Raw genomic sequence first — 16,037 nt, 5'->3', positions numbered from 1 at the left:
CGAACCGGTGGGGGCGCGGTGCCGGACCCGGACGCCGGCTCAGTGACAGCGGAGGCCGTGGCCGGTCTGAACGCAGGTGGGCAAGTCGATCGGGGGGAGCTGTATTCCGCCGCCGCCGGCGCCTGGTCCTGCGTCCGGGTCCGGCGACGGGGATGGCGTGGCGGTCCGCCGCGGGGTGGCGCCGCCGGTCGGGCGGGTGGCGGGCGACGCAGCCGGGCTCGCCGTCCCGGTGGGGGTCACGTCGCCGGACGCCGTCGGCGTGTCGCGCACCGAGAACGAGGGTTCGGCAGTCGGCGAGGCCGAGAGTCTGGGTGAGGGGCTTGCCAGCAGGTCGGTGTTCTCGCTGTTGCCACCCAGTCCGCCGAACATCAACCCGATGGCGAGGGCGACGACACCGAAGGTCGCGAGGACGACCGGGAATGTGGTCACGTGCCATTTCCGGCGGCGATGGCTGCCCACGAGGACACACTATGGACTACGTCGCGTACCCGGCCGTCGTTGGGGCTGGTACCGCCGTTGGGGCTGGCACCGCGTACCGGTGGGCCGAGCGCCGAGCCTGACCTCCCAGATCGGCTCCGCAGGCTCCACCGATCCGGCAGGAACCCTGCTCCCATCGCGGCGGGGAAGGCGCTGGCCCCGCCCGGCTCAGGCCTGGGCGGCGAGCTCGTTGGTGGCCCGTGCGGCGCGGGCGGCGCGCTTCTCCTCCTGGAGGGTGGCGAAGGCGTCGAGTCCCTCGAGGAAGGACGCCACCTCGGCCCTGGCCTGCTCGGCCTCGCCGCCCAGGCCCTCCAGCGCGAAGAACTGCCACTGCCGCAGAACCGGCGTCACCACCTCGTCGTGGTGGACACGCAGGTTGTAGATGCCGGCGTCGGCGATCTGGCGGGCCTTGGACTTGAAGTCGAGGATGCCGGTGCCGGGCATGTCGAAGTTGAGAACCTCGTCACGGATGGCCAGCACGGTCTGGTCCGGGGCGAGTTCCAGCGCGGCGGTGACGAGGTTCCGGTAGAAGATCATGTGGAGGTTCTCGTCGGCGGCGATCCGGGCCAGCAGCTTCTCGGCCACCGGCTCCTGGGTGAACCGGCCGGTGTTGCGGTGGCTGATCCGAGTGGCCAGCTCCTGGATGGTCACGTAGGCCATGACCCGCAGCGGGGACTTGTTGCCGCTGTCGTAGCCGAGCTCCATCTGGTGCATCCGGCCGCGCTCCAGCGCCACCGGGTCGACGCCGCGGGTGACCATCAGATAGTCCCGCATCGCGATCGCGTGCCGGCCCTCCTCCGCGGTCCACCGGCCGACCCAGGTGCCCCAGGCGCCGTCGCGGCCATACGCCGAGGCGATCTCCCGGTGGTAGCTCGGCAGGTTGTCCTCGGTGAGCAGGTTGACCTCGAAGGCGATCTGGGCGACATCGGACAGCGCCGACTGCTCCGGCTCCCACGGCAGGGTGTCGAAGTCGCGCCCCAGACTCCACGGCACGTACTCGTGCGGCATCCACTCGGCGGCAAGACCGAGGTGCCGGTCGATGTTCGCCGCGGCGACTGGCTCCAGCTCGCGCAGCAGATCCAGGTCCGTGGGTGAGGTCATGGACTGACCATCGCAGCCGAACCCCGGGCTCGCCATGTCCCAGCGGAGTGGACTTGCCGGCCGTGAACTGTTCCGCGGGAACAGTTCAGCCGTCCGCGGCGACCGCCGGGCCCGGCCTACCGCGCGGCCGTCATCCTCGAAGACCGCCGTTGGCCGCGCGGCCAGTCTCAGCGTCCGGACGTTGGTCCAGCTATCGGTTTCACCGATGTCGTTCGGCCCGTGGCTGTCCACAGTCGTCCACAGGCGACGGGTCGCCGGAAACCCCTGCACAGAGGACGGTCAAGGCCCGCGAGTTCCATAGAGGCGGGTCTACCAACCTGGTTATACACAGGCCACCCCCACTTCTCCACAGGTTATCCACAGGCTCTGGGTTGGGTGCCGGGACGCGGGAGCCGCCAGTCTGGACCGCTTTCCCGGCAAGTGATCCTGGGGACAACGGCCGCCGGGCGTGCGAAGGAAGATCATTTTCGCACACCCTTTGGCCCACTAGGCGGCCACGGATGGTGGCGGCGCATCGGCGCGGTACCAACCCGGCCATCTCGTCTACCTGGAACCAGCCCAACCACCGCCATACGCCTGGGTCCGGAACCACATGGGAGGGCGCTCAGCGCCCGACACGGGGCGAGCGCGTCCAGCGCCGCGCCCCGGCATCAGCCCGCCCCAGATGCTTGCGGCGCCGGGATACGGGGGAAGTTCTCCGCGTGTCGGTGCCACGGATCGAGACGCTCGAATCGCTCCCGCTGGTCGACCACCACTGCCACGGGCTGGTGCGGCGCGAGCTGAACCGCATGGACTTCGAACGGGCCATGACGGAGGCCGACCATCCGGGGCCGCGGGGGGCCTCGTTCTTCGACAGCCAGCTCGGCTTCGCGCTGCGGCGCTACTGCGCGCCGGTGCTGGACCTGCCCGCGCACGCCCTGCCAGACGACTACCTCGCCCGCCGGGCGGAGCTCGGCGCCGACGAGGTGGCGTCACGGATGCTTCGGTCGGCCGGCATCGCCGACTTCTGCGTCGACACCGGGTTCGCCCCGGAGCGGCTCACCAGCGCCGCGGATCTCGCCACGGCCGCGGGTGGCCGCGGCCATGATGTCGTCCGGCTCGAGCCGCTCGCCGAGCAGGTGGCGCTCGACATCGTGACCGGCCAGATCGGCGTCGCCCACTTCCCCGACCACGTGCGCGCTCGCCTCGCGGCGCGCGCGGCGGCTGACGGCGGCAGCGCGGGCGCTCGCCCCGCTACCGGTGACAGTGCTCCCGTCGTCGGGGTGAAGTCGGTGGCCGCGTACCGAGTGGGCCTGGAGCTGCCCGCCGAGCGGCCCACCGACCGGGTGGTGATCGCGGCTGTACGGTCCTGGATCGGCCGGCTGCGCGCGGGCGCGCCGATTCGGCTCGCGGATCCAGTGCTGCACAGCTTCCTCATCTGGGCGGGCGCCGACCTGGGCCTGCCGGTACAGATCCACACCGGCTATGGGGACACCGACCTGCACCTGAGGCGGGCCAACCCGCTGCTGCTCACCGACATGCTCCGGGCGCTCGCGTCAACCGGCGCACCGGTGCTGCTGCTGCACTGCTACCCGTTCCACCGCGAGGCGGGCTACCTCGCGCAGGTCTTCCCGCACGTCTACCTGGACGTCGGCCTAGCGACCCATAACGTCGGCCGGGCGAGTGCGACCGTTCTCGCTGAGGCGCTGGAGCTCGCACCGTTTGGCAAGCTGCTGTTCTCCACGGACGCGTTCGCCCTCGCCGAGTTGTACCCGCTGGGTGCGCGCCTGTTCCGCCGGGCGCTCACGGCCCTCCTGGCCGCAGGCATCGCGGACGGCGACTGGACGGCCGATGACGCGGACCGCGTCGCGGTCATGGTGGGGGCCGGCAACGCCCGTCGGGTCTATGGCCTGGCGGAGCCGGCCGGCGGTGCCGAGCCCGAGCCCACCGAGGCGCGGGCCGCGAAGCCGCGCGCCCGCGCCACCGGCGCCGGCACGAAGAGGCGTGCCGCCGCGAGGTCGTCCACGGCGAAGCCGTCGGCCGAACGACCGGCCGGGACGAGACGATCCGCCGAGAAGCCGGCCCGGGCGGAGACGCCGGCCGCGAAGGCGCCGGCCGAGGAGCCGGAGGCGGCGGAGCCGGCGAAGGCGAAGCCAGCCGCGACGAAGCGGCCGGCCGGCACGGCGGCCAGGCGGAACACGGCCAAGCGCGCGCCGGCCAAGAAGGCGGGTCCCGCGAAGAAGGAACCCGCCGCGAAACCGGCCGCGGCCAGGCGGCCGCCGAAACCGCCGCCCGACGCGAGCTGAGTCCCGGTCACTCGGCGGGGGTCACACGCCGAGACCGCGGCCGATGATCTCCTTCATGATCTCGGTGGTGCCGGCGTAGATGGTCTGCACCCGGGCGTCGAGGTACGCACGGGCGACCGGGTACTCCGTCATGTAGCCATAGCCGCCGTGCAGCTGCAGGCAGCGGTCGATCAGCTTGACCTGCAGCTCCGTCGACCACCACTTCGCCATCGCCGCGTCCTCGGACGAGAGCCGGCCGGCGACCAGCTCCTCGATGCATCGGTCGATGAACGTGCGCACCACCTGGGTCTCGGTGGCGAGCTCGGCGAGCAGGAACCGGCTGTTCTGGAAACTGCCGATCGACTGGCCGAAAGCCTTGCGGCTCTTGCAGTACTCGACGGTGTACCCGAGCACCGCCTCCATCGACGCGGCGGCGAGCACCGCGACCGAGAGCCTTTCCTGGGGCAGGTTGCCGACCAGGTGCAGGAAGCCGGCCCCCTCCTCGCCGATCAGGTTCGCCGCCGGTACCCGGACGTCGTCGAAGAACAGCTCGGCGGTGTCCTGCGCCTTCATGCCGACCTTGTCGAGGTTGCGGCCGCGGGTGAAGCCGGGCATCCCGCGCTCCACGCCGAACAGCGAGAGCCCGCGGCCGCCGTTGCGCTCGGAGGTGCGGGCGGCGACGACCACCAGGTCAGCGTGAATACCGTTGGTGATGAACGTCTTGGAGCCGGAGAGAAGCCAGTCGCTCCCGTCCCTGCGGGCCGAGGTCCGCATGCCGCGCAGGTCGCTGCCCGCGCCCGGCTCGGTCATCGCGATCGCGGTGACGATCTCCCCCGAGCAGAAGCCGGGCAGCCAGCGCCGCTTCTGCTCGTCGGTGCAGAGCTTGATCAGGTAGGGCGCCACGACGTCGTTGTGCAGCGCATAGCCGAGGCCAGTGGTGCCCGCGCGCCCGCACTCCTCGGTGATGACGGCGTTGTAGCGGAAGTCGTCCTGCCCGCCGCCGCCATACTCCTCGGGAACATCGAATCCAAGGAAGCCCTGCTTGCCGGCCTCCGTCCAGACCGCCCGGTCGACGATCCCGGCCTTCTCCCAGTCGGCGTGATAGGGCGTGACGTGCTCGGCCAGGAAGGCGCGGAACGCGTCCCGCAGGAGCAGGTGTTCCTCGTCGAACAGGGTGCGCCGCATGATTTCCTCCGGGTATCCGCTGGCCGCCAGGGCGCGACGGCCGTCCGGGACCGCGCGCCGCGTCGCGCCCGGCCTCGTTGGACAGTGGCGGACTAAACGATAGCTAACGACTGTTATGTGATCCCGTGATCGCCGGAATCATGCGGGACGGCCTTCAGTACTCGACAGGCGGAGGCGGAGGCGGGGGAGGGATGCGTAGGCCGGTGACGACGGCCTCGAAGACCGCGCGCAGCTCGTCCAGATCGGGCCCGGCCATCCCGGCGGCGCGGCCCGTGAGCAACCCGATCGGGGCCAGGTAGAGGAACCAGGCGATGGCGTCGGGGGACAGGTCGTCGCGTAGCTCGCCGTCGTCGCGCGCCTGCTCGATGGCGCCGCGCACCAGCTCGAACCGCTCGCGCAGCACCTCGCCGAGCGCGTGGCGCAGCGTCGGCTCCCGGCGGGCGGCGACCATCGCCTCGAGCAGCAGCGCCTGCTCGCGTGACAGCCGCCGTCCGGCCGCGGCCGACGTGGCGGCGGTCAGCAGCGCGTCGCCGAGCTCGCCGTGGCCGACGTGCGCGACCGCCTGTACGGCGTGGTCGACGGCGCGCCCGGCGGCGTCGGCGAGAAGTGAGGCCATGTCCGGGTAGTGCGAGTAGATCGCGCCGGTGGTCACCCCCGCCCGGTCGGCGATGTCGCGGACGCGTACGCCGTCATAACCTCGTTCGGCGAACAGGTCGACGGCGGCGGCGAGCAGCCGGTCCCGGGTGACCTCCGGCTGGCGACGGCGCCCGGCCGCGGGACTGCGCAATGCCATCAGCCCAGTCTGCCTGTCAAAACGCGCGTTCGTTCGAACGCACACTGTTAGGCGCGGAAGGGGCGGGCCTGTCAGTCATTGCGCGTGCCGGAAATCGTCGTCATCGTTACGTGAGGCCTCCAGCCGATAGCGCTGTGCTATCGGCTGGAGGCCTCGACCGCTGGGCGCTCCGCCTCCTGCCTCCTACCCCGGCCGCCGTCGAGCCCGGCTCAGGTGCTGTACGTCGTGGCGGTGGGCGGCGGGCAGTCGAGAGCCAGGTCGGCACGGGCCTGGGACGGGACGAGCGTGCAGCCGACCTCGTAGCTGCCGAGCTGCACCAGCCGCCAGCCGGACTCGGTCCTGTGCAGCACGCCGCGGGCCCGGTCGACGTCAGCGGTCACCGGCATCAGCTCGGCCCGCGCCCAGCTCGGGTCGCTGCCGGCGATCTCGATGTCGACGACCTGATAGGAGGCCGGGGAGACCAGGCCGGTCAGGTCACTCGACCGGATCGCGGCGGTGATCGCCCCCGCGTCCGCGGGCGACGGTGTGACCGCTCCGGCGACGGCGGACCGGGCCGCGCCCGCGGAGGCGCCCACGGCCGCCGCCTCGCCCTCGGGCGGGGTGGTGCCGGCGAGCGCGCCGTCCGGGCTTGCCGCGCCGGTGGGCGCGGTACCGACTGGCGCGGTCGTGGCCGCGCGGATGACGGGTTCGGCGGCGTCCCGCGGGCTGGTCGCGAAGGCGACCGCGCCGCCGATGGTGATGACGCTCGCGACCGCGACCGTGACCGCGGGCAGGGCGATGCGCCGCGCAACCACGGCCCGGGAGGTCGCCTTGGCCGCGGCGCGAGCCGCGTGCCGGCCGTCGGAACGGCGGTGTGGCGCGGCGGAAGCTACCCGCGGGGCGGTCCGGGAGTCGACTCGGTGTCGGGCCATGGGTTGCACATCCCCAAGTGTGCTCGGCTCATTCAGGTGAATCGTGATGAGATCGCGATGTGAAAGAGTCGGACTGCTGACAGACCACTCTAGTATTTGGCGTACGACTGCGTACGAAGCGTCGCGGACGCCGAATACCCGATCAATACCCTGCTGGTGTCCCGGTGTAGGCGTTCTGACGCCGGAGCGCCTAAAAGTGCTGCCTTCAAGATTCCCGGTGGTAGGAGGACGGTGTCACTGCTCGGCTGGCCTCGGGTGCCGGGCCGACCGGCCGGGCACGCGGTCGGGATGGCCTCTGGCGTACCGAGGGCGGTCCGCTGTTGACGTGGGCCCCGGCCGACGTACGCGTCGGCCGGGCGCCCGACGGCAGGTGCCCGGACGTGCTCAGGCCACGCGGCTGACGGCGCCGGCCGCGGCCCGGTCCTCGGCGTCGCCGTCGGTTTCCGTGCCCGCGGCCGAGGTGTCCTGGCTGGCCGAGGCCGCTTTGCCCGCGGCGGGAACCGCGGTGACGTCGCCGTAGGGGAAGGTCGCCGGGCTGGTGCTGGTCATCATGGTCTCCTCGTTGAGACGCCGACGCGGGACGCGCCACGGTGGTCGGTTCGCTGCCCGGAGAGGCAGCGGCACGACTGTGCGTCATCGCGGCACTGCCCAGCGACGGTGCCAGCCGGCGAGCGGCCGGGGAGGCCAGCACCACCCCCGTGGGGCGGTTATCCCGCTTCCCCGCGTCGCGAGAACCCGCTGGAATCCAGTCATCCCCGCGCAGCGGGGTGATCCGCGCCCGTCCGGGCCGAGCTCAGCCGGTCATGGGTGCGATCATGCGGTTCGAAACACGCCCCCGGAGGCGGACGTCCTTGGGAACATGGGAACGCGACGTCGGCCGTCGTGACGTGACGGAGTCGGACCGGGGGGACGGGGTGCGGATGCGGAGCGCCGTCAGCGCGATCGCGACGGGCCGGGGCTCGGGTGACGGGGGCGCGCGCGCCGCGGGCGCCACTGACCGCCCGGCGGGCGATCCGGAGCGGTGGGAGACCTCGCCGGAGACGGTCGTGACAGTGGTCGGCGTGCACCGGACCTTCGACGCGGAGGTGGCCCCGGTCCGGGCGCTGCGGGGGGCGTCGCTCACGGTCTGGCCCGGCGAGTTCGTCGCCGTCACGGGCCCGTCCGGCAGCGGCAAGTCCACGCTGCTCAACATCATCGCCGGGCTGGAGCGCGCGGACGACGGATCCGTGGTGGTCGCCGGTCAGGCACTCGGCGAGCTGTCCGAGACCCAGCTCGCCCGGCTGCGCCGCCGGCACGTGGGCATGGTGTTCCAGTTCTTCCACCTGCTGGAGAGCATGACGGCGGCCGACAACGTGGTGCTGGCCGCGCGGCTTGCCGGGCTCGGCCGGCGTGCCGCGGTGCGCCGCGCGCAGGACCTCCTCGACGTGCTCGGCCTGTTGGAGCGGGCCGAGGCGCTGCCCGCGACGCTGTCCGGTGGCCAGCGTCAGCGGCTCGCGATCGCCAGGGCGCTCGCCGGGAGCCCCACGCTGCTGCTCGCCGACGAGCCGACGGGCGCGCTGGACTCCGCTGGCGCGGCCGAGGTGCTCGACCTGTTCACCAGGCTGCACGCGCGTGGTCAGACCATCGTGATGGTCACCCACGACGCCGCGGTCGCCGCCGGCGCGCAGCGGATCGTGGCCATGCGCGACGGCCAGATCGAGAGCCCGTCCGGCCTCGAGGACCTGCCATGACCCGAGGACCTGGCCTAGGCATACACCGCCGCCGCCACTGCGACGGCGACAGCGCCGGCGGCCCCGGACGCGGCGAGGTGCGCCGGTGAGCCTGCCGCCGCTCGCCGCGCCGCCGCGTGCGCGTGAGACGACCTCGCGGCCGCGACGGCTGTTGCTGATCGCCGCCGTGCTCGCCGCCGCCGGCATCGCCGCGCTGTGCGCCGTGCCGCGGCTGCTGGGCGCCGGGTATCCCCCCTGGTGGGTGCCGATCGTGTCGGCGGCGGTGCTACTCGTCGCGGGCGTGCTCGCCGGCCAGTTCGGCACGCCGCGGCGGCACGCGGAGCAGGTGCTGATCCTCGGCGCGGATGTCGCCTCGTTCGCGCTGGTCGGGGCCGGGGCACTCGCGGCGTCGGTGGTCGCGCTCGGCCGGATCCCCGACGACAACGGCGCCGGGTTCCTCATGCCTGTGCTGGTGAGCGCGGCGACCGCGGCCACGCTCAGCGTGGCGCTGCGGATACCGGCTAGGCGCGCAGCCCGCCGGGCCGCGCGCGGCGGGCGCTTCCGGCCGGACGACGTGCTGGCGACGTTCGGCGAACAGACGAGCCGGGATGGGCCGCTGGAGCAGGCGCTCGTGCAGCTCGCCGACGCGCTGCGCCGCACCCTGGCGCTGCGCCGCGTCGAGATCTGGACGGGGGCCGGCGGGCGGCTCACGGCCGCCGTCGTGCTGCCGGAGCCCCCACCGCGCCGATCCTCTGTCCCGTCGCCGGCCGGCCAGGGCGGTAGGTCCGAGCTCGCGGACGCGGGCCTGGGGCAGGCCCGGCCGGGCGAGACGCTCTCCTTGTCCGCCGGTGACCTGGTCGCCCTGTCCCGGGCCAGGGTCGCGGGTCCCGGCTGGCTGTCGTTGTGGGTGCCGCGGCTGGTCTGGGCGCGGCCGGGCATCCAGCTGCGGGTCGTCCCGGCGCGGGCCAGCGGCGCGCTGCTCGGCCTGCTCGTCGTCGAACGGTGGGTGGACGACCCGCGGTTCAGCGAGGCGGAAGACCGCCTGCTCGCCGAGCTCGGCACCCGGCTTGGCGCCGTGCTGCACAACCGGCAGCTCGACGCGAACCTGCGCGAGGCGCTCGTGGACCTGCGCCGGGCGAACGACGAGCTGCGGGTCTCCCGGGCCCGGCTGGTCGCCGCCGCCGACGCCGAGCGGCGCAGGATCGAGCGGGACCTGCACGACGGCGCCCAACAGCAGCTGGTCTCGCTCGCGATCGGTCTGCGGCTGGTGCGTGACCTGGTCACCGAGGACACCGAGGCGGCCGAGGAGCTGATCGGCGAGATGGCCGAGCAGGTGACCGCCGCGATCTCCGAGGTGCGCAACCTCGCGCAGGGCATCTACCCGCCGCTGCTGCGCTCCTCCGGCCTGACCGAGGCCCTGCGCGCCGCCGCTTCTCGCTCCCCGCTGGGCGTACGGCTCGTCACGGACGGCGTCGGCCGGCACGGCCCGGACGTCGAGGCAGCCGTCTACTTCTGCTGCCTGGAGGCTCTGCAGAATGCCGCCAAGCACGCGCCCGGCAGCCAGGTGGAGATCGCCCTGACCGAGCGCGAGGACGCGCTGGCGTTCAGCGTCGCCGACGACGGCCCTGGCTTCGACCCGCGGCGGCGGCCCGCCGGCCAGGGACTCACGAACATGCGCGACCGGATCGGCGCGATCGGTGGCTCGCTCGTGATCGAGTCGGCACCGGGCGAGGGGGTGCGGCTGGGCGCCGTCGTCCCGCTGGCTGACAACACGGGCAGCGTCGCCAGCGGCCTCGCCGCCCCTTCCGCCGGCGGCTCGACGCTGCCCCCCGGCTCCAGCTCCGGCACTGGTGCCAGCTCCACGTCCAGCTCCACGTCCGGCTCTGGCGCCGGCCCCGGTGGTGCCGCCGCCGTGGGTGGCTCGGTGGCCGTCGGCCCATCGGCGGGCGACGTGGCGGCGGGCGAGGACGCGACGGGAGCCCCGGGAGGCGCCGAGGCGCTGGTGGGTGGCGCCCGCGCGGGCGCGGCCACGGCGGACGGCCGCGTGCCGGCCGCGTCGGATGGGCGCGTGGCGCCCGTGCCGGGCGAGCCCGGCGGGAACGGCGGCTGAGACATGGCAGCCCCGGTGTTCGGCGCCGTCCGCATGATCGCCCTCGGGCAGCTGCGGCGTCGCTGGCTCAGCCTGGTCGCGCTCGGACTGCTCGTAGGACTGGTCGGCGCGGTCGTCGGCGGCGCGGCCGCGCTGACCCGGCGCACCGGGACCGCCCCCGCCCGGCTCGAACGCGCGACGGCGGTGCCGGACCTGCAGATCACAGTGCCCGGCGGACCGGGGCTCGCGGCCAGGGCCGCGTCGGTGGTTCCCGGCCTGCGGTCCGTCTGGATCACCGCGGGGTCCGCGGCCCGGGTGGAGAACCGGCCGGGAGTCGTGTACCTCGGAATGCTCGCCGGCCACCCGGTCGGCTCGGAGGTAGGCGTCTACACCCCGGTCGTCGTGAAGGGCCGGGACTACGACCCGACCGCGGCGGAGGCGGTTCTCGACGAGCGAACGGCCAGGTCGCTCGGGGTCGGGGTCGACGATGTCCTGACCTTGCGGACGCTGACCAGGGAGGACTTCTTCAGCTTCGACACCGGCTTCGGGATGCCGCACGGGCCACGGATAACGGTGCGGGTGACCGGCCTCGTCCGGATGGCTGGCGCGACGGCCCAGCAGACACCGCTGCTGGTCTCGCCCGCCGTCGCCCAGGACCTCGCCGCCGTCGGCATCACCGTCATGATCAAGCTGGTGCCGGCTCCGGACGCGGTGGCGCGTGCCGACGCGGCGCTCGCCCGCGCCGCCGCGGCGGCCGGTGACGAGCAGGACCCCCAGGCGGCCGAGTTCCCGATTCTCGAGGTGAACCATCCGGCGACCGACTCGGACGCCCGCGTCGGGGCCACGACCCGGGTGCTGCTGACCGGCCTGGTGGCGTTCGCCGTCGTCGTCGGGGTGACCGGGCTCGCCACCGCGGCGGTGGCGTTCGCGCGACACCACTACGCGCGCGTGACGGAGCAGCGGATCGAGGCCGTGCTCGGCGTGACACCGGCCGGAAGGGCGGCGGCGCGGGTACTCGCGGCCGTCCCGGCGGCGGCGCTCGCCGGGCTGGTCGCCGCGATGGGGCCGCTGCTCGCCGGGCGGCTGGAGCCGATCGGCCCGGTGGCCGACCTTGAGCCCCATCCTGGCTACGCGCCCAACCTCGCGATCGCGGGGATCACCGCGGTGGGCGCCGTCGGTCTCGTCCTGGCGTTCGCGGGCTGGTCGGCCGCGCGTGCGGGCCGCGGCCGGGCCGCCGCCGGGGCCGCGCGCGCCGCCGGCCCGGTGCGCGCCGGCTGGCCGCGTCCCGGGCCGGCCTGGGTGGGCCCGGCCTGGCTGTGGGTGGGCGCGCGGTTCGCGCTCACCGGGCACCGGCCGTCGTCGGGCCGCCGTCCCTCCGTCATCACCGCCATGATCTCGGTCGCGGCGCTGGTGGCCGCGGCGACGGTCGCGCACGGCGTCGATCGGCTGATGAGAGATCCCAACCGCTACGGCTGGACGGCCGACCTCGACCTCCTCGACGCCCGGCCGGACATCGTCGCGCGGCTGAAGGTGGACCCCTGGATAGCCGCCGTCAGCCTGGTCGCCCGCTCGACGGTGCTCGCGGGCGACAACTGCGGCGCGACGGGTACCGCCGATGACAGCCCCAGCCGGCGGATCCAGGCGGCGCCCGCGGCGAGGCCGGGTCCCGGCTGCGTCGAGGTCACCGCGTACGCCGTCCATTCGTCTACCGGTGAGCAGCGTTGGACGATTCTCTCCGGGCGGCTCGGCCGCGGCCCGGGTGAGGTGGTGGTCGGGACGCATGCCGCCCGGGACCTGGGCGTCGAGGTCGGTGACGTCCTCGACCTGGCGCCCAGGCCGGGTGGCGACCACGGGGCGCGGGTCACCGTGGTGGGCGTCGGGCTCGGGCCGCCGGTCGGCGGGGAACGACTCGGCGACAACTTGCTGCTCGAACCAGGCGTGCTCGAGCAGACCCAGCGGACGGCTCCCTGGTGGGACGGCCTGGTCACCGCCGCCGACGGCGTGCCGGTGTCGTCGCTCGTCGGGGACCTCGGCGACGAGTACGAGGTGGCGCCCCGGCAGCCGCCGACGGAGGTCGCGAACCTCGGCGGCATCGGCAGGCTGCCCGAGGTGCTCGAGATCGTGCTCGGCGGCCTCGCGGCCATCGCGCTGGTCCACTCGGTGACGACGAGCTGGCGCCGGCGCGCCGGCGAGGCCGGCGTACTGCGCACGCTCGGGAGCACCCCGGCGCAGACGGCCGCGGCCTCGGTGACGGCGGCCTGCGTGACGGCGCTCGGCGCGGTCGGCGTCGGGATTCCCCTCGGCCTCGGTGTCGGGCGCCTGGTGTGGTGGGAGATCGCGAGCGCCACCGGCGTCGGGGGCGACGTCGCGGTCCCGGGCCTGCTGCTGCTGGCGCTGCCGCCGGTGGCCCTGGTCATCGGAGCTCTCGCGGCGCTCATCCCGGCCCCGCGCAACGCCTGGCTGCGGCCCTCGGTCCACTCGCGATCCGGTTAGGCCGCGGTCGCCCAGCGCCGCGCGATGCCGCCACCCCGTCGGCCGGTACCGGAACCTCCGCGACCTTCCTGAGGCGGCTGGGCGCGTGCCGCCGACCGGCGGTGGGTGGCTAGTCGTCGTCGGAGGTGCGGCGTTCCCAGAGAGCGCGCAGGACGGCGGGCGCGAGGTCCGCCTTGTGGAGGTAGTCCATGCCGCTGGTGGCGACGGTCGCCGGAAGATCGGTCTTGCCGTAGGTGGAACAGAGAACCACGACGGTGTGCGGGTCGGCGTCGCGGATCCGGCTGCCGGCGGCGACACCGTCGATGCCGGGCAGGTTCACATCCATCAGGACGAGGTCTGGGCGCAGCGACTCGGCGGCGGCGACGCCAGCCTCGCCCGTGTCCGCCTCGCCGGCCAGGACGAATCCCGGCGCGCGCCGGACAACGGCGCGTACCGCCATGCGAAAGGGTCGCTGGTCGTCCACGACAAGGACCGAGACGGCGGAGGGGGAGGTCATGAATCCAGTGTGTCCGCCTGTCCCGTTCTAACCCAGGATGCGACCACCCACGTCGCAGGGTGTGGCTAACCCCCCTGCCGGGGCGAGACGCTGGACGCGCTCGCCCCGTGTCGGGCGCTGGGCGCCCTCCCCGCGTGGTTCCGGGCCCTGGCATATGGCGGTGGTCTGGCTGGGACCGGGCTGACGAGGTGGCTGGGTAGGTATTGCGCCAATGCGCCGTCACCAGCTGTGGCTGGACATCCAAGCCCATGGGATGTCTGTCGGGCGCTGAGCCTGACCTCCCAGATCGCTTACCTCCCAGATCGCTTCGCGAGCCGGCAGGAACCCTGTCGCCGATCCGGCAGGGACCCTGCTCCCAACGTGGTTCCGGGCCGAGGCAGATGAGGGTGGTCCGACCAGTCGGGACCGACGAGATGGTTGCGTTGACGTAGCGCTGATGCGCCGTCACTATTTGTGGTCGAGTTGCGTTTGCTGGTACCGGTACGACATGACATTCCTGTCTGTCGCTGGACGTCCAGGGTCGTGATGGCTGAGTCGCGCTTGCCGGTTATCAGGAGGACGTCACATCCCGGCTGCCTCTGGACGACCAAGACCTTGAGGTGACTGAGACGGCGGGCGTCGATAGCGGTGGGTGTCAGAGGTGGCTGGCGTTGGCCTTGGGAGTCGTGGTTGTTTCTCAGCCGCCGCGGGGTGCGCGGCCGGCGCCTGGGCGGGCCTGGCGGGTGGTCGGCGAGCCGTCGGGCGTGCCCGCGGCGTTCTGCTGGCCCGAGTGGAGGTAAAGCAGGACCGCCTTGACGCGGCGGTTCAGGTCCGGTTCGTCGGTCAGGCCCAGCTTGGCGAAGATCGAGTTACTGTGCTTCTCGACCGCGCGCTCCGAGAGCACCAGGCTCGCGGCGATCGCCGCGTTGCTCCAGCCCTGGGCCATGTGGCTGAGCACCTCACGCTCCCGCGGGGTCAGCCGGTCGAGCTCGGAATGGGTGCGCCTGGTGTTGGCGGCGACGAGGCCCTCGACGACAGCCGGGTCGATCACCGACTCGCCGGCCGCCACCGCGCGGATCGCCCGCAGCAGCTCGTCCAGCCCGGCGACGCGTTCCTTGAGCAGGTAGGCACGCCCGGCCGAGCCGCCTTCCAACAGCGCGAGCGCGTAGGTGGCCTCGGCGAACTGGCTGAGCACGACGACGCCGACACCCGGGTGCTCCCGGCGTAGCCAGGCGGCGACCTGGATGCCCTCGTCGGTCCGCGTCGGCGGCATCCGGATATCCGTGACGACGACGTCCGGGGACAGCTCGCGGACGGCCTGCTCCACCGACGGCCGGTCCGTGACGGCGCCGACCAGCTCCACTCCGTCGGTCCGCTCGATCAGCGTCGCGAGGCCATGCCGTAGCAGCGCATCGTCCTCGGCGAGCAGTACGCGGATGGCCACCGTCTAACCCTAAGCGCACGATCGCGCCGACGTGGCGGCCGCCCTTGCGCGGATATATGTCTCGTCGGCGACGGAGCGCGGAAACCGGCCCAGGGGTACCGACACGCGGAAGAGCGCGCCGGCCCGACGCCCGGGTCCGGGAAATCCGCGGCCATTGCGGACGAGATCTGGCCGCTATCGCTTCTAGCGTCGAATCCGACGGACGACGGCGGCGGATCCACCGCCAGGCCCCGGAAGGCGGGACCCCGCGGCATCGAACGTCATCCCCTGACAGCCGCGCAGGAAGGACCATCGACGATGACGGCGATCATCACCACCACGAGCTCGGCCACCGACACCGCAACCCTCGAGCCTGGTGCGGAGGCCCCGGCCAACGCCGGCGAGGCCGCGGCGGCGGCCAGCGAGGCCGGCGCCGGCGCTCCCGCGCTCACCGGCGAGCACACCGACCTGCTGGAGACACTGGCGCGCCACCGGTTCTTCCTGCGCTTCACCACCAAGGACCTGACCGACGAGCAGGCCGCCGCCCGCACCACGGTGAGTGAGCTGACCCTCGGCGGGCTGGTCAAGCACGTCGCCCTCACCGAGCGGAGGTGGATGGACTTCGTGGTTCGCGGCGGGGAGGCGTTCGCGAACGGCTTCAGTGAGCGTGAGGCGGAGTTCCGCCTGGTGGAGGGTGAGACGCTCGCCGGCGTCCTGGCGCGCTACGAGGAGGTCGCCCGGCGTACGGAGGAGATCGTCGCCGGCATCCCGGACCTCGGGGCCGGCCATCCGCTGCCGGAGGCGCCCTGGTTCGAGCCGGGCGCGAGCTGGTCGGCCCGCCGCGTGCTCCTGCACCTCATCGCGGAGACCTCCCAGCACGCCGGCCACGCCGACATCATCCGCGAGTCCCTGGACGGCGCCCGCACCATGGGCTGATCCCATCCCGGGCTGATTCGCGAACGCGGCCCAGCCCCCTCGGCCCGGCGGCCACGCCCGGCGGCGCGCGGCGCATGCCAGGCGGCGCATGCCCGGCGGCGGGCGGCGCGCGAATCAGTGGACTCCGCGTCTCGGCTTACGCGGATCTCGGGAGGCGCTGAGCCTCCGCGCCCGGCGGACC

Annotated in this window: 13 protein-coding genes; 5 read left to right on the top strand and 8 right to left on the bottom strand. The window is 73.5% G+C overall.

Annotated elements, in window-relative coordinates:
- Positions 1 to 39 precede the first annotated feature (39 nt).
- Positions 40 to 429 (bottom strand): hypothetical protein, encoded by a 390-nt coding sequence (locus QOZ89_RS08635; RefSeq protein ID WP_312623485.1) that lies wholly within the window; start codon positions 427 to 429, stop codon positions 40 to 42.
- Between the two features lie 216 nt (positions 430 to 645).
- Positions 646 to 1,578, bottom strand: coding sequence for an acyl-ACP desaturase (locus QOZ89_RS08630; protein ID WP_312623484.1), 933 nt, complete (start codon positions 1,576 to 1,578; stop codon positions 646 to 648).
- A gap of 701 nt (positions 1,579 to 2,279) precedes the next feature.
- Between QOZ89_RS08630 and QOZ89_RS08625 the strand changes: the two genes are divergently transcribed.
- A complete protein-coding gene (locus tag QOZ89_RS08625; protein WP_241842440.1) occupies positions 2,280 to 3,863 on the top strand; it encodes an amidohydrolase family protein in 1,584 nt (527 codons plus the stop codon).
- Positions 3,864 to 3,884: 21 nt separating this feature from the next.
- On the opposite strand, the gene QOZ89_RS08620 is transcribed toward QOZ89_RS08625, so the two are convergent.
- The 4 genes from QOZ89_RS08620 to QOZ89_RS08605 all read right to left on the bottom strand — a co-directional run bounded on the left by QOZ89_RS08620 (position 3,885) and on the right by QOZ89_RS08605 (position 7,283).
- Positions 3,885 to 5,027 carry an acyl-CoA dehydrogenase family protein gene (locus QOZ89_RS08620; RefSeq protein ID WP_071054438.1) on the bottom strand — a complete coding sequence of 381 codons (1,143 nt, stop codon included), beginning with the start codon at positions 5,025 to 5,027 and terminating at the stop codon, positions 3,885 to 3,887.
- Positions 5,028 to 5,181: 154 nt separating this feature from the next.
- Positions 5,182 to 5,820 carry a TetR family transcriptional regulator gene (locus QOZ89_RS08615; protein ID WP_071054440.1) on the bottom strand — a complete coding sequence of 213 codons (639 nt, stop codon included), beginning with the start codon at positions 5,818 to 5,820 and terminating at the stop codon, positions 5,182 to 5,184.
- Positions 5,821 to 6,029: 209 nt separating this feature from the next.
- Complete coding sequence (locus QOZ89_RS08610; RefSeq protein ID WP_071054442.1) at positions 6,030 to 6,731, bottom strand: hypothetical protein; 702 nt, start codon at positions 6,729 to 6,731, stop codon at positions 6,030 to 6,032.
- Between the two features lie 384 nt (positions 6,732 to 7,115).
- Positions 7,116 to 7,283, bottom strand: coding sequence for a hypothetical protein (locus QOZ89_RS08605; protein ID WP_312623482.1), 168 nt, complete (start codon positions 7,281 to 7,283; stop codon positions 7,116 to 7,118).
- Positions 7,284 to 7,582: 299 nt separating this feature from the next.
- On the opposite strand from QOZ89_RS08605, the gene QOZ89_RS08600 reads away from it, so the two are divergent.
- The 3 genes from QOZ89_RS08600 (at position 7,583) to QOZ89_RS08590 (ending at position 13,022) form a co-directional block, all read left to right on the top strand.
- Entirely contained in the window at positions 7,583 to 8,461 is an 879-nt protein-coding gene (locus QOZ89_RS08600; RefSeq protein ID WP_312623481.1) for an ABC transporter ATP-binding protein, read from the top strand.
- Between the two features lie 85 nt (positions 8,462 to 8,546).
- Positions 8,547 to 10,550 carry a sensor histidine kinase gene (locus tag QOZ89_RS08595; protein WP_312623480.1) on the top strand — a complete coding sequence of 668 codons (2,004 nt, stop codon included), beginning with the start codon at positions 8,547 to 8,549 and terminating at the stop codon, positions 10,548 to 10,550.
- A gap of 3 nt (positions 10,551 to 10,553) precedes the next feature.
- Positions 10,554 to 13,022: an FtsX-like permease family protein gene (locus QOZ89_RS08590; RefSeq protein WP_312623479.1), complete on the top strand. Its 2,469-nt coding sequence runs from the start codon at positions 10,554 to 10,556 to the stop codon at positions 13,020 to 13,022.
- Between the two features lie 109 nt (positions 13,023 to 13,131).
- On the opposite strand, the gene QOZ89_RS08585 is transcribed toward QOZ89_RS08590, so the two are convergent.
- Together QOZ89_RS08585 and QOZ89_RS08580 are read right to left on the bottom strand one after the other, a co-directional pair.
- Entirely contained in the window at positions 13,132 to 13,518 is a 387-nt protein-coding gene (locus tag QOZ89_RS08585) for a response regulator transcription factor (RefSeq protein WP_071054444.1), read from the bottom strand.
- Positions 13,519 to 14,194: 676 nt separating this feature from the next.
- On the bottom strand, positions 14,195 to 14,941 hold the full coding sequence (locus QOZ89_RS08580) for a response regulator transcription factor (protein WP_071054446.1): 747 nt from the start codon (positions 14,939 to 14,941) through the stop codon (positions 14,195 to 14,197).
- Between the two features lie 297 nt (positions 14,942 to 15,238).
- Between QOZ89_RS08580 and QOZ89_RS08575 the strand changes: the two genes are divergently transcribed.
- Positions 15,239 to 15,856 (top strand): DinB family protein, encoded by a 618-nt coding sequence (locus QOZ89_RS08575; RefSeq protein ID WP_397428706.1) that lies wholly within the window; start codon positions 15,239 to 15,241, stop codon positions 15,854 to 15,856.
- Positions 15,857 to 16,037 lie beyond the last annotated feature (181 nt).

Source organism: Pseudofrankia coriaricola, assembly GCF_032027725.1.
Classification (GTDB): Bacteria; Actinomycetota; Actinomycetes; order Frankiales; family Frankiaceae; genus Pseudofrankia.
Note: the sequence above shows the minus strand (reverse complement) of the source record. Positions and strands in the feature narration are given on the sequence as shown.

What these genes read in the sequence shown, in the direction of transcription:
- QOZ89_RS08630 (WP_312623484.1), bottom strand. Translation starts at nt 1,578, where the DNA reads ATGACCTCACCCACGGACCTGGATCTGCTGCGCGAGCTGGAGCCAGTC.
- QOZ89_RS08620 (WP_071054438.1), bottom strand. Translation starts at nt 5,027, where the DNA reads ATGCGGCGCACCCTGTTCGACGAGGAACACCTGCTCCTGCGGGACGCG.
- QOZ89_RS08615 (WP_071054440.1), bottom strand. Translation starts at nt 5,820, where the DNA reads ATGGCATTGCGCAGTCCCGCGGCCGGGCGCCGTCGCCAGCCGGAGGTC.
- QOZ89_RS08610 (WP_071054442.1), bottom strand. Translation starts at nt 6,731, where the DNA reads ATGGCCCGACACCGAGTCGACTCCCGGACCGCCCCGCGGGTAGCTTCC.
- QOZ89_RS08605 (WP_312623482.1), bottom strand. Translation starts at nt 7,283, where the DNA reads ATGATGACCAGCACCAGCCCGGCGACCTTCCCCTACGGCGACGTCACC.
- QOZ89_RS08590 (WP_312623479.1), top strand. Translation starts at nt 10,554, where the DNA reads ATGGCAGCCCCGGTGTTCGGCGCCGTCCGCATGATCGCCCTCGGGCAG.
- QOZ89_RS08585 (WP_071054444.1), bottom strand. Translation starts at nt 13,518, where the DNA reads ATGACCTCCCCCTCCGCCGTCTCGGTCCTTGTCGTGGACGACCAGCGA.
- QOZ89_RS08575 (WP_397428706.1), top strand. Translation starts at nt 15,239, where the DNA reads ATGACGGCGATCATCACCACCACGAGCTCGGCCACCGACACCGCAACC.